Below are 12,978 nucleotides of genomic sequence, written 5' to 3' on the forward strand. Positions count from 1 at the left end.
GATAAGATCGGGTTATACCCTGGAGGCCATATTCCATGCATACTTTCTCCGATTACGAATTGATGCTGCTCGTCAAGCGCAAGCGGCAGGAGGCGTTGTCCGTTTTGTACGACCGGTACGCGTCACTCGTCTTCTCCTTCGCCTGGAAGGCGCTGAGGGACGAGCAGGCGGCCAGGGATATCGTTCAATCCGTATTCGTCCGTCTATGGACGACCGAATCGGACTACAGCCCCGACAAGGGCCGGTTCACGAGCTGGCTGATTACGATTACCCGGAATATGACCACCGACTTGCTGCGCAAGCGGCAGCGGCATGCCGAGGGGCTGCTCCCCTACTTGCCCGAGGAGCTGGAGCGCATTCCCGACAGGGGGGCGTCGCCGGAGGCGCAGGCCGAGCAGCAGTCGTTGAAAGAGCAGATCCGCAGCGCCTACCGCTATTTGTCCCAGCGGCAAATCGAGCTGCTGGAGCATTTTTACTGGCAAGGGTACAGCTTGACGGAGCTGGCCGACCATTACAAGGAGCCAATCGGCACCGTAAAAAACAGACTCCATCAAACGTTAAAAATATTGCGCAGACATCTGCTTACGGAAGGGGAGGGATGACGATGAAAAACAATCCGGCATCCGCATGCGACTTGCGTCTGGACGTGCTGTCCGGCTCGTGCACAAAGGAAGAGCGGCTTGCTTTCGAACGTCATCTGCCCGGATGCGACGCCTGCCGAGCCGAAAACGAAGAGCTGCAGCTCATATGGGAGGCGCTATACGCCGATATGGAACTGATCGAACCGCCGCGCGATTTGAAGCAGCAGGTAATGAATGCGGCGCTGGCTGCCGATGCGGACCTGCCGGAAGGCGTTGCCCAAACGCCAAATGACAGCAAGCCGGGCAGAACCGCGCCTGCCCGGACAAGACGGTGGCTGCCTGCGACCGCCGGCGCTCTCCTGCTCGCCGCGCTGGCCGTCGGCACTGCATGGAACGTGTCGCTGTACCGCGACCACAGCCGCGCGCCGATCCCGATCGAGCAGGCGTTGTCCGTGCCCGCCTCGCAGGTCAAGCAGGTCGTCTCGCTCCAATCCCAGTCGGCGGCGCAAGCACGGGCGTACGGCATCGCCTGCGTGGTCGACAACGGCAGGAGCAAGCAATTTGTCGTCTATGTATACGGTGCGGCCGCCACGGTCGGCGACCAGGCTTATCAGGTATGGCTGATCGAAAACGGCGTGCGGCGCAGTGCGGGCACATTCCGGGTCAACGGCGATGACAAAGGCGTCGGCGTGCTGGCGATGCCGATTCAGTCGGACACGCTGACCTTCGACGCCATCGGCATCACGTTAGAACCCGACGACAAGGGCGACCGCCCGCGAGGGGACAAAATATTCGGCTCCGTCTGAACAAGCGGAGCCAGGCAGCGCGAAGCGTTTCGCAAGGTTTCGCAAGCGTTTGGTGGTGCGAAGCCGGAGCAAGAGGAATATAGCACAGCCGGACAAATCGCAGCGGTTAATCGGTTCAGTCTTTCAATCGCCTTCCGGTCGGGTTAGTCCCGAACCGCTCAAGTCCGGACGTACCGTGTCGCCAAAGATCGCCAAAGAAGCCCAAGCCCGAATCCGGCTTGAGCTTCTTTCTTTTTCATCGAATCAGATCGTCACCCGTTCGCTTCCCGGTCAAAGCCGAGACGGTAGCGCAATCTCGCGACGGCCAGCGGCGGCGGCAGCAGCTTGCCGCCCTCGAACCGGGGCTCGACCTCCCTCATCGGCGACCGGTAATCGTCCGCGGCTAGCACGACGGCCGACTCCGGCCGGGGCGAGGCCGCGAGACCCTCCAATGCAACGTCAACCGTCGCATCGGGCGAGCGGTTGGCGACGAACAATCACAGCGCATAGAAGGATGCCGTCGAGACCCTTTGCAAGCAGTCGTCGAAAGCGTCCTTATTCGCAGGCAGCCTCCTGTCGGAAGCCATCAATGCGGTCGCGTATTGACTTCGAAGATCCACATCTTCCCGGAACGATCGAAGCCGTAGTCGAAGCCCAACTGCCCGATGCCGGGAAAATGCCGCTCCAGCAGAGGGATGCTGATCCGGGTCACATTACGCATTTCGTTCTTCTTGCGCCGAACGACCTTACTGGACAACGAACGGCGAATCCCTTGGGCGGACGACATCATCGTGCCTCCCCGGCACAGGTTCGTGACGAACATGCCCGGATTGGCCAGCCGCCCGACCATGGAGCGGGTTACCCAGTTGCCTTTCTCCTTCACCATCTTGACCCGGTAATCGATCGGTCTTCCGCGGATTGTCGCCAGTTGAATTCCCCGCTGGATCAAATACGTGCGCTTGCGCCGCAGCGAGCGGACCGCCGCGAGCAGGCCGCCGAAGCTGCCGAAGCGACGCACTTTGCGGCGGTGGCGCATCACGTAGGAAGAACCCGATTTTATGATCATAATAACGCCTTGTCCGCCTGTGCCCACCACCGGTTTGATAACGACTCTCCCGTAATGGCCAAGCATGGCGGACAGGTTATCCGGAGAAAAAATGCGGGTCTCGGGAATATAAGGCGCCACCCGGCTGTCCTGACGGAGGACCGACGTCTTTACCCATTTGCTGGCCACCTGGCGCGATACGGTCGCTTTCTCCTCCGTATCCGCCGTATGTCCGGGTTCTTGCGCTACGGGCGGTCCCGCGGCAGCGGCCGAGGCCGTTGCCGGCTCGGCCGACGCGATTTTCGCTTCCATTCCCTCCTCTTGAGGCATCTGTTCCATTCATATCCCTCCTCCAAGTTTCTGAAGCAGCCATTCCGTTCGATGTCGCCATAGCTCAGTCCGGCGGCCAAATCCTTCCGCGGAAAGCGCCATGCTGCAGCAGTACCGGTACGGATAACGCTATATCGTATGCCGGGGTACGGACATCTTCCTGTTCATATGCCCCCGGGCATAAGCCGCTTCTCACTGTTCGGCCAAGACATCCATAATGTCGCGGAAGGCCGCGATCGCCCGATTGGCCCCGTTCTCCGGCTCGTTCTCGGCGACGACCGCCACCGCATACCGGGGCCGCTCGACCGGCCCGTAGCCGATAAACCATTGGTGAACCGCCGCATGCCCGCCGACTGTCGTTTGCGCCGTGCCGGACTTGCCGGCTACGCGCCATTTAGACCGCTGCAGCGATTGCCCCGTCCCTTCGCTCACGACCTCCTGCATCCACTTTAACAGTGTATTGGCCGTACGCGGAGCGATTTGCGCTCCTTCCGCAGGCAGCCGGCGATCGGCAAATACGCGCGCGACGCCCCCCGTCGCATAGCGCACATCCTTGACGATCCGGGGGCTCAGCACCTCCCCGCCGTGCAGCAGCGTAACGACCAGATTGGCCGCCTGAAGCGGCGAGACGAGCACGTCACGCTGGCCGATCGCCGTCTGGATGCGTATACCTTCGTCTTCGGAAGGGGTCCTCGCATGGAACACTTGCCCCCGCTCCTCCGCATCGAACTGGCTCCATCCCGCTTGCCCTGTCTCCTCCGACCAGCCCACGAGCCGGTCTAAGCCGAGCTGGCACGCCGCCGCCTGAAGCTGCGCCCCGCTCAGCCGCTGCATCACTTTGGCGAAGACGACGTTGCAGGATTGGGCGTACGCCTGCTCCAGTGTAAGGTGGCCGTGGCCGCCATGCAGCCAGCAGGTGAAGCCGTATTTGCCGAACGAGCCGTTGCATTCGAACATTTCGCCGGGTTTGACGACCCCTTGCTCCAGTGCCGCGGCGGCAACGACCGTTTTGAATATCGAGCCGGGCGGAATCGCTTTGAGCGCCTTGTTGCCCCAGGCATCGCTTCCCGGTGCGATGCGGTACGGATCGAAATCGGGGCGGCTCGCCATCGCCAACACGTCGGCCTGCTCCGCATCGAGAACGACCGCCGCTCCGGAGGCGATGCCGGCCTTGTCAAGAATGCGCTCGACCTGCCCCTGAATATCCAGATCGAGCGTCGTCCCGATGCGCAGCGGGTAAAACGGGTTGCCGGGCCGCACGAGCCGCACGTCGAGCCCCGGCAGCGGCCGGCCGGCTCCGTCGGTGAACAGGCTGACCGACGTGCCGCCGACGCCCTGCAAATACGACTCCATCGTCTTCTCCAGCCCGGAAGCGCCGATCCGGCTCGTCAGCGACAGGCTGCCCCGCGACAGCTGCTTGCGATACAACGTTCCGACCAGCTCCGGGTTTTGCCCGATAAATCCGATAGCATGCTTTGCGGCCGTATCGACGGGATAGCGCCTGACGGTGTCCATCGTCTTCACGCCGGGCACGCCCAGCTTATCGATATTCGCCGCCTGGCTGGCGGTCAGTGGAACGGGCAGCCCTGTCGCCGCTTCGCTCCACATGGCTGGCGCCTTCGCCTGCTTATAGAAATCGGTCCATGCCCGTTCGTCGGCATGCAAAATGGAGGCGATCTGCCGCATCGCCCCGGCTGTGTCGAATTCCCCTTGTCTCACCGGGAAAACGACAAGCGCCCGCACGGTTTCTCCGGTAATGGGCTTGCCGTTGCGGTCGACAAACTGTCCTCTGCCGCTGTCCAGCTCGATGCCCTGCTCCCGCTGGGCGACCGAATTCGCCACAAGATCCACCTCGCGGCGGGAAAAGCTGGCTGTGTCAATCACTTGAATCCAGGCCAGACGGCCGAGCAATACCGCGATCGCCGCCGTCATGGCGAGCAGACCGAACCAGATTCTACGCTGTCTCATCGGGTCATCCCTTTTCGTCGTTGTCGCGTCCCTTTACCTACCAGTATCGACAAAGGACGCAGCGAACAAACGGGAAAAACCGCAATTCCTGTCGAATGCAGTCTATACGAACTAGTAAATATATGGAAACTATAGTAGGCGAAATGAACAACCGGTTCGATACGCTGGAAACGAAGGTTGCGCTGGCGCAGCAGGATATCGCATACGTCAAACGCAAAATGAGCGTCATCGAGCAGACGGCAAGCGCCAGCGAGCTGCAGTCCCCATCGTCGAGCTGTACCGCCAAGTGCAGGAGCATGACTCCGACATTAAACTGATCAAGCGGCTTTTGCTGGCCAATTGAGCGGAATGAAATAAGGGAAGAGGACGGCGACGTCTCTCTTCCCTTTTCTGCATTCGCCCGGAACGGCGAAACGGTCTATTTTTTTCGTCCGACCTGCTTGCGCATCATATCCATCGGCTTCACCGGCTGCTCGACCTTGAATCGGACTCGCTGCAGCGGGTGGCGGGCGGCGTCCAGCACGTTGCCCTCCTCGTCGGTCAACTCGCCGACGCGTTGCTTGAACAGCGTGCCGCCCGGGCCGAAAAACTCCACGTCCTGACCCGGTTTGAAATGGTTGCGCTGCTGAACCGTCGCGATCCCCGTCGCTTCCTCGTAATCGACGACCAGCCCGGCAAAATCGTAATCGATCCGCTTGTCTTCGGGACCGAAAATATGATCCTCGTGATCCGGTTCGTCGAGGAAAAATCCGGTATTCAGCGGCCGGTTGGCGGCCTTGTAAATTTCCTGCAGCCACTCTTCCTTCAGCACATACCCTTCAGGATCGGCATAATAGGCATCGATCGCTTGCCGGTAGGCGTTGACCACCGTCGCCACATAATGAATGCTTTTCATCCGGCCCTCGATTTTAAAGCTTTCCACGCCGGACAGCACCATCTCTGGAATATGCTCGATCATGCACAAATCTTTGGCGCTCATCATAAACGGATCTTCTCCGGGAAACAGCGGCGTTCCGGTCATCCCTTCCTTGTACCGCGCGACGGACTTGTCCGCTGCGGCTTGCTCCGTTGACACCAGCTGGCCGATCTCGGCGTCGCTGTCCTCGAACAGCTCGTATTTCCAGCGGCACGACTGGCAGCAGCCCCCGCGGTTCGAATCGCGATCGGTGAAGTGGTTCGACAATACGCAGCGGCCCGAGTAGGAGCTGCACATCGCGCCATGGATGAACGTCTCGATCTCGATCTCGACGTTCCGCTTGATCTCATGGATCTCTTCCATCGTCGCTTCCCGCCCGAGAACGACCCGGTGAACGCCGTCTTCCTTCCAAAACTGCACCGCCTGCCAGTTAACCGTCGACTGCTGCGTGCTCAGATGGATTTCCAGCTTGGGCGCCACCCGCCGGCACGTCTCGATAATGACCGGATCGGCCACGATAATCGCCGCGATCCCGGCATGTTGCAGCTCGCGCAAGTAGTCCTCGATGCCCGCGATATCTTCGTTATGGGCGTAAATGTTCGCCGCGACAAACACCTTCGCCCCATACCGGTCGGCAAATTCGACGGCTTCGCGCATTTCCTCGAACGTGAAATTGTCGGCATTGGAGCGCAGCCCGTATTTTTGCCCGCCGATATAGACGGCGTCGGCGCCGTAATGGATGGCGAATTTCAGCTTCTCCAGGCTGCCGCCGGGAGCGAGCAGCTCGGGCTTCTGCCCCGGCTTCAACGTCGTCGGAACGCTTCGTTCCAGCACCTTGCTCAACTTTCAACACCTCTTCGTTAGTTCGTGCCGGCTTGCTTTTGCACGCAATCGGTCTATCAATATACCTGTTCCTTATAGTAAAAGCCGAACGACAGCTCGCGATCCGGGTTTTGCAGCGCGCGGATCGGCTCCAGCCATTCCTCGTCGAATTCGTACCCGGCGGGATCGGAGACATATGCATCGATGACGCGGCGGTAACAGCGGACAACCGTCTCGTTGTACGCCGGCGTCTGCAGCAGCCCCTCGATGCGGAAGCTGTCGATGCCGGCCTCCATCAGCTCATGCAAGCTTTCCAGCATGCACATATCGTCCGCGCTCATCACATGCGTCCCGTTCGCATCCTCGAAGATCGGATGCTTCTCTTCCTTGCGCTCCTCCTCGATCAGAAAGAGCCCCCGCTCTGCATCGAGCCGCTCGCCCTCGGCGGACTTTCTCTGGTGGGCCCAGTAGTTCGTCAAGAGTCCCCGTTTCGAGTGGTAAATGTTCGTCATGCCGTGAACCTGCACCTGGACTTCCGCCTGCACGTGCCGTTTGGCTTCCGTCACCTCGTCCATATTCAGCTCCCGCGCCAAATAGACGCGGCTCGCTCCTTTGCCGACCCAGTAGTTCGCCGTCGCGTAGTTGGTCGAGGTCATCTCGGCGTTCCAGTGAAGCGGCAGCCGCACGCCGGCCTGCCGCATTGCGATGAGCACCGCGGGATCGCCGAACACAATCGCGTCGGCTCCCGCTTCGGCCACAAGCTTCAAATAGCCGGGCAGCGCCGGAAGCGCCTCGTTGTGCAGAATACCGTTACAGACCACATAGGCTTTCGTCTTCCGGTTGTGGGCCTGTCGAATAACATCCGCGATCCGTTCGGGCGGAATATGTCCGGACAGGCGCATGCCGAAGCGCTCGTCTCCAATATGGAACGCGTCGGCTCCGGCGTCCGCCAGCCGTCCGATCTCCTCGACCGAACCGGCGCCGATCAACAGCTCCGGCTTGCGGAGCCTTCCCTCTTCGACCGGCTGCGGAGAGCCGCCGACGGCGGCGTCCGGCTTATTTGTCGTATCGCTCATCGCGTTGTCACCTCTTCTGGCTGTCCGCTTTATTTTTCAAATGCTGGTCGTACGTTTCCGCGAACGCATGCTTCTGCGATCCGTCGCCTTTCGTGACATAAAACAAATAGTTCGTCTCCTGAGGATAAAGCGCCGCCTCGATCGATTGCAGGCTTGGGCTAGCGATCGGCCCGGGCGGCAATCCGGAGATTTTGTACGTATTGTACGGGCTGTCGATCAGCAAGTCTTTCTCGTACAGCTTTTCCTTCGGCTTGTCCAGCACGTATTGTATGGTGGCGTCGATTTGCAGTTTCATGCCGATTTTCATCCGGTTGTAAATGACGCTCGCGACGAGCGGACGTTCCTCGTCGTGGACGACCTCGCGCTCGATCAAGGAAGCTACGGTCAACAGCTGATGGAACGTCAGCCCTCTCTGCTTCAGCATGTCCGGCCAATCGGCCGGCAGCCTGGCCAGCTTCTTGTCCAGCTCCGCAACCATCCGTTTGACGATATCCGGCGCGGTGCTCTCCAGTTTCATTTCATACGTTTCGGGGAACAGGTAGCCCTCCAGCCGGTGCCGCAGCCGGGCATCGTCGGGGATGTCCGACGCCCATTTGACCGACGCGAACTCTTGCTTGTTCTCCGCATAGGCGAGAAACGCCTCCCGGTCGAAGCCTCCCGGCAGCTCCTCCAGCTTGTCTGCGATTTGCAGCACGGTCATTCCTTCCGGTATCGTAAAACGGAGCCCCTCTTCCCTCGTTGTGCCGCCCGCATTCAATGTGTCGATAATCTCGTCCAGCTCCATGCCGGGCGTCATGGCGTACTCGCCCGCCTTAAACCGGCCGCCTTCTTTTTTATAAATCAAATAATAGCGAAATACGCGGGCATCGCGAATAAGGCCGTTCTGCTCCAGTATGTTGGCGATTCGCCCCGATCCGTAACCGGACGGTACGGTGAACCGCACCTCTTTCCCGTCCGCTTCGGTCGGTTTCATCGCATACGTGGCATACATCGCCGTGCCGATTCCGGCCAACACCAGTACGAGCAGCACGCACCAGAGCGTAATCCAGGCGATTCGTTTCAACGGACTCTCTCCCATTATCTCTGATTGTTGTCACAGACACTAAGCCGTCAGGCGCCGATCCTGGAGCGGAGTACGGACCGGTATACGAAAAAAAGAGCGGTACCGTCAGCCGCCCGTGGTCGCGCCATTTGTTGAACCGTCTTGCCGGGCGATGACGCCCGGATCAAGGCCGGTCTTGAATAGGAAACGACATCTCGTCGTACAGCTCCGAGACCGTTTCCCATTCGTCGTCATCTTCGATCGTTTCCAGCGTCAGTTCCCCGTCGCCGGACTCCGTCACTTTAAAGATGGCTACTTCCTTTTCCTTCTTCAACTGCTTCGACTGGAGCACGGCGTACAAAGCGCCCTCATGGCGAAATTCGGCCAATATCCGGTGAACGACCGATTCCTCCTGTTCGTCGAACAGCTCGATTTCGTCCCCGTATGCATCGCGCAGCCGCCGGGCCGACTCGGCCCGGTGCCAATCCGAACGGTCGCTCACTTGTCTTCTTCCCCCAGCTCCGACTCGGCCACGAGCGTATTGAACGTTTCTTCCACTTCATTCCATTCTTCTTCGTTCTCGATCGTATACAGCTGAAGATCGTCGCCGTCTTCCTCGTAACGGAACGCGTATACCTCGTCGGTTTCCTCGTCCGTCTCGTCGGTCTCGACCGGAACGACCATCATATACAGGTTGCCGGCAAACTGGCCGCTTTCGACTTCGAATTTCATGATGACTTCGAATTCCTCTTCGTTGCCGTCCTCGTCAGGAATGTAGATGATCTCCGGCTCTTCCGCGTTAAGCTCTTCCTTGGTCATAACACACCTCACCTGTTCGATTTGGAATCCAGATAGTTTTGCAAAATAATCGCCGCCGCCATCTTGTCGACAACCTGCTTCCGCTTCTTGCGGCTCACGTCGGCCTCCAGCAGCGTCCGCTGCGCGGCCGCGGTGGACAGTCGTTCGTCCCACATGACGACCGGCAGCTCCAGCGCTTCGCGGAGCGACTCGGCAAACGCCAAACACATCTCCCCGCGCGGTCCGATCGTGTTGTTCATGTTCTTCGGCAAGCCCAGCACGATGTCCGTGACTTCGTTCTCGCCAACCAGTTGGCGCAGCCGGGCCATATCGTCCTCCGGCCTGCGCCGCCGGACGACCTCGACGCCTTGCGCCGTCCAGCCGAACGCGTCGCTGATGGCGACGCCGATCGTTTTATCGCCGTAATCCAAACCCATGATCCTGCCCATTGTCTCGTCGTGTCCTTCCGTGCTGCTCCGCCCCGGTCCTTATCGTCTCGCCCGCCTAGGCGCCCGGAAGGGCGCGCAATACGGGAAGCCGATGGATAACTCCACCGGCCGGCGGTTATTTATGGTGCTGCAGATAGAACCGGACCAATTCCTCGATCAGTTCGTCCCGTTCCCTTTTGCGGATAAGGCTTCTCGCGTTGTTATGGCGGGGTATGAACGCAGGGTCGCCGGATAACAAATAGCCGACGATTTGGTTAATCGGATTGTAGCCCTTCTCCTGCAAGGCGTCATACACGGCCAGAAGGACCTCCTTCGGCGAAGTTTCCACGCCTTCGGCTTTTACGTCGAATTTCATCGTTTTGTCCATCGGATTCATTACCAGAACACCCCCCGATTGCTGAAACGCCATGGTTTCCTGCGATTGTAAATATTTAGCATGCGCTATACATCTATTTATTCGCCATTCTCCGCAAAATTCCTGTCGAACCGATGAAAAATTCACACTTTACTCGCAAATTCGCTTATTGAGCGCTGGCGCCTTGGGCCGCTACGAGCGATTCGACCGCTTGCAGCGCCTCGCCCAGCTTGGCCGGCTCCTTGCCGCCGGCTTGCGCCATATCCGGCCGGCCGCCTCCGCCGCCTCCGCAGCGGGCCGCCGCTTCCTTCACCAGCTTGCCGGCATGGAAGCCCTTCTGCACCAGATCGGGCGTGACGGCAGCGACCAGGTTGACCTTGTCGTCGCTGACCGAACCGAGCACGATAACCGCAGAGCCGAGCTTTGCCTTCATCTGGTCGACGATGTTGCGCAGCGAATCCATATCGCCGGCGCCGACTTTCGCCGTCAGCAGGGTGACCCCGCCAACCGTCTTGGCGCTGTCGACCAGCGATCCCGCCTCGATCGCCCCGAGCTTGCCGCGCAGCGATTCGTTCTCGCGGTTCAGCTCCCGGATCTGGGCGAGCGCTCCCTCCACCCGCTTCGGCACATCCGGTACGTTGGACTTGAGCAGCGCCGCCGCTTCGCGCAGCAGCTGGAGCTGGCCGTCCAAATACTCGTACGCGCTGCGGCCGGTTACCGCCTCGATCCGGCGTACGCCCGAGCCGATGCCGCTTTCGCTCACTATTTTGAATAAACCGATCTCCGCCGTATTGCCGACATGACAGCCGCCGCAAAGCTCGATGCTGTAGTCGCCGACCTGCACGACGCGAACGACGTCGCCGTATTTCTCGCCGAACAGCGCCATGGCGCCCATCGCTTTCGCCTCGGCGATCGGTTTTTGCTGTATCGTTACGCCGGTCTGCTTCCAGATCTGCTCGTTGACCCGCTGCTCGACCGCCGCCAGCTCTTCGGCGCTGATGCTGCCGAAGTGGGAGAAGTCGAAGCGCAGCCGGTCGGGCTCTACAAGCGATCCGGCCTGGTTGACGTGCTCGCCGAGCGTTTCCTTGAGCGCCTTGTGCAGCAGGTGCGTGGCGGTATGGTTTTTGACGATATCGCCGCGCTTGCCGCCGTTGACTGCGGCTTCCACCGTATCGCCTTTGCGCAGCGTGCCCTGGAGCACCTTGACCGTCTGCACGGTTTGCCCGTGGGGCGCCTTCCATACGTCCTCGACCGCGGCCTGAGCCTGGCCGTTCGAGAGCGTACCGCGGTCGCTTACTTGACCGCCGCTTTCGGCGTAGAACGGCGTCCGGTCCAATACGACCTGGCACGTCTCGCCGGCCCCGACGAGATCGACGAACGAATCCCCGTGCACGATGGCGGCAATTTTAGCACTTGTTACCAGCTCAGTATATCCAACAAATTCGGTTTTAACCGTGTATTCGGCGAACGGACCGCCCTGCACCTTCATGCTGTCCGTCTCTTGACGGGCCGACCGGGCCCGGCTGCGCTGGGCTTCCATCTCCCGCTCGAAGCCTTCGCTGTCGACGGTAAAACCGCTCTCCGCAGCGAAGTCGTCGGTGAGATCAAGCGGGAACCCGTACGTATCGTACAGACGGAACGCGTCCTGTCCGCCGATCACGGTGCGGCCTTCCTTCTTCAACCCGGCGATAATCGTCGTCAGCATGTCCAATCCGTCGGACAACGTTTCGTGGAACCGTTCTTCCTCGGTGCGGATCACCTTCTCGATAAACTCCCGCTTCTCGACCACTTCCGGGTAGTACGAGCCCATAATATCGCCGACGACGGAGGTCAGCTCGAACATGAACGGCTTGCCGATGCCGAGCGACTTCCCATAGCGCACGGCGCGGCGCAGCAGACGGCGGATAATGTAGCCGCGGCCTTCGTTGGACGGCAGCACCCCGTCGCCGACGGAGAAGACGACCGTACGGATATGGTCGGCGATCACTTTCAGCGCCACATCGTGTTCGGCATTCGAGTGGTACGCAACGCCGGCGATTTTGCTCGTTGCTTGAATGATAGGCTGGAACAGGTCGGTGTCGAAATTGGAGTCGACATCCTGCAAAATCGAAGCGAAACGCTCCAGACCGGCGCCGGTATCGATGTTTTTGTTCGGCAGCGGCGTGTAACTGCCGTCCTTGTTATGGTTGAACTGCGAGAAAACGAGGTTCCACACCTCGAGAAACCGCTCGTTCTCTCCGCCGGGCCAGCACTCGGGATCGCTCAGATCGCCGTATTTGTCGCCGCGGTCGTAAAAAATTTCCGTACACGGACCACAGGGACCTTCGCCGATATCCCAGAAGTTCTCGTCGCGCCCGAGCTTGTAAATACGCTCCTGGGGCAGGCCGATTTTGCGGTGCCACAGCTCGTACGCCTCCGCATCCTCCTCGTAGACGGTGACCGACATCCGTTCCGGCGCAAAGCCGATCCACTTCGGACTCGTCAAAAATTCCCACGCCCATGTAATCGTTTCTTCTTTAAAGTAGTCGCCGATCGAGAAATTGCCTAGCATCTCGAACATCGTATGATGGCGGCGCGTCTTGCCGACATTCTCGATGTCGTTGGTGCGGATGCACTTCTGCGAATTGGCGATACGCGGGTTTTCCGGCACGACCCGTCCGTCGAAATACGGCTTCAGCGGCGCCATCCCGGCATTGATCCAGAGCAGCGACGGGTCGTTATGGGGCACGAGCGAGGCGCTCGGCTCGATTTTATGTCCTTTTTCGGCGAAAAACTCCAGCCATTTGCTGCGAATTTCACTTGCTTTCATAA

14 protein-coding genes are annotated in these 12,978 nt (G+C 59.9%); 3 read left to right on the plus strand and 11 right to left on the minus strand.

Going from position 1 to position 12,978, the window contains the following annotated elements:
- The first annotated feature begins 35 nt into the window (after positions 1 to 35).
- Both ABD796_RS20435 and ABD796_RS20440 read left to right on the plus strand, forming a co-directional pair.
- Positions 36 to 602: an RNA polymerase sigma factor gene (locus ABD796_RS20435; protein WP_344911141.1), complete on the plus strand. Its 567-nt coding sequence runs from the start codon at positions 36 to 38 to the stop codon at positions 600 to 602.
- Between the two features lie 2 nt (positions 603 to 604).
- On the plus strand, positions 605 to 1,387 hold the full coding sequence (locus ABD796_RS20440; protein WP_344911145.1) for an anti-sigma factor: 783 nt from the start codon (positions 605 to 607) through the stop codon (positions 1,385 to 1,387).
- 251 nt (positions 1,388 to 1,638) lie between these two features.
- Here the strand turns inward: ABD796_RS20440 and ABD796_RS20445 are convergent, their stop codons facing one another.
- The 3 genes from ABD796_RS20445 to ABD796_RS20455 form a co-directional block, all read right to left on the minus strand.
- Positions 1,639 to 1,818, minus strand: a complete 180-nt coding sequence (locus ABD796_RS20445; RefSeq protein WP_344911147.1) for a hypothetical protein — start codon at positions 1,816 to 1,818, stop codon at positions 1,639 to 1,641.
- 134 nt (positions 1,819 to 1,952) lie between these two features.
- Positions 1,953 to 2,750, minus strand: a complete 798-nt coding sequence (locus tag ABD796_RS20450; RefSeq protein ID WP_344911149.1) for a YheC/YheD family protein — start codon at positions 2,748 to 2,750, stop codon at positions 1,953 to 1,955.
- A gap of 183 nt (positions 2,751 to 2,933) precedes the next feature.
- Positions 2,934 to 4,709, minus strand: a complete 1,776-nt coding sequence (locus tag ABD796_RS20455; protein ID WP_344911152.1) for a peptidoglycan D,D-transpeptidase FtsI family protein — start codon at positions 4,707 to 4,709, stop codon at positions 2,934 to 2,936.
- Between the two features lie 122 nt (positions 4,710 to 4,831).
- Between ABD796_RS20455 and ABD796_RS20460 the strand changes: the two genes are divergently transcribed.
- Positions 4,832 to 5,026: a hypothetical protein gene (locus ABD796_RS20460; protein WP_344911155.1), complete on the plus strand. Its 195-nt coding sequence runs from the start codon at positions 4,832 to 4,834 to the stop codon at positions 5,024 to 5,026.
- Positions 5,027 to 5,127: 101 nt separating this feature from the next.
- On the opposite strand, the gene ABD796_RS20465 is transcribed toward ABD796_RS20460, so the two are convergent.
- From ABD796_RS20465 to alaS, 8 genes are all read right to left on the minus strand, one after another.
- Entirely contained in the window at positions 5,128 to 6,468 is a 1,341-nt protein-coding gene (locus tag ABD796_RS20465) for a peptidase U32 family protein (RefSeq protein ID WP_344911157.1), read from the minus strand.
- A gap of 56 nt (positions 6,469 to 6,524) precedes the next feature.
- Complete coding sequence (locus ABD796_RS20470; RefSeq protein ID WP_344911160.1) at positions 6,525 to 7,523, minus strand: peptidase U32 family protein; 999 nt, start codon at positions 7,521 to 7,523, stop codon at positions 6,525 to 6,527.
- 7 nt (positions 7,524 to 7,530) lie between these two features.
- Complete coding sequence (gene mltG, locus ABD796_RS20475) at positions 7,531 to 8,586, minus strand: endolytic transglycosylase MltG (protein WP_344911163.1); 1,056 nt, start codon at positions 8,584 to 8,586, stop codon at positions 7,531 to 7,533.
- Positions 8,587 to 8,749: 163 nt separating this feature from the next.
- The gene (locus ABD796_RS20480) at positions 8,750 to 9,067 is read right to left on the minus strand and encodes a DUF1292 domain-containing protein (protein WP_344911166.1); all 318 of its coding nucleotides are present in this window, start codon (positions 9,065 to 9,067) and stop codon (positions 8,750 to 8,752) included.
- Positions 9,064 to 9,384 (minus strand): DUF1292 domain-containing protein, encoded by a 321-nt coding sequence (locus ABD796_RS20485; protein ID WP_344911168.1) that lies wholly within the window; start codon positions 9,382 to 9,384, stop codon positions 9,064 to 9,066. Before ABD796_RS20485 ends, ABD796_RS20480 begins: the two co-directional genes overlap by 4 nt.
- 8 nt (positions 9,385 to 9,392) lie before the next feature.
- On the minus strand, positions 9,393 to 9,812 hold the full coding sequence (ruvX, locus tag ABD796_RS20490) for a Holliday junction resolvase RuvX (protein WP_344911171.1): 420 nt from the start codon (positions 9,810 to 9,812) through the stop codon (positions 9,393 to 9,395).
- 115 nt (positions 9,813 to 9,927) lie between these two features.
- Positions 9,928 to 10,188 carry an IreB family regulatory phosphoprotein gene (locus ABD796_RS20495; RefSeq protein WP_110841271.1) on the minus strand — a complete coding sequence of 87 codons (261 nt, stop codon included), beginning with the start codon at positions 10,186 to 10,188 and terminating at the stop codon, positions 9,928 to 9,930.
- Between the two features lie 145 nt (positions 10,189 to 10,333).
- Entirely contained in the window at positions 10,334 to 12,976 is a 2,643-nt protein-coding gene (gene alaS / locus ABD796_RS20500) for an alanine--tRNA ligase (RefSeq protein WP_344911179.1), read from the minus strand.
- Positions 12,977 to 12,978: the final 2 nt, after the last annotated feature.

It is taken from the genome of Paenibacillus hodogayensis (genome assembly GCF_039536325.1).
Taxonomy (GTDB): Bacteria; Bacillota; Bacilli; order Paenibacillales; family NBRC-103111; genus Paenibacillus_AB; species Paenibacillus_AB hodogayensis.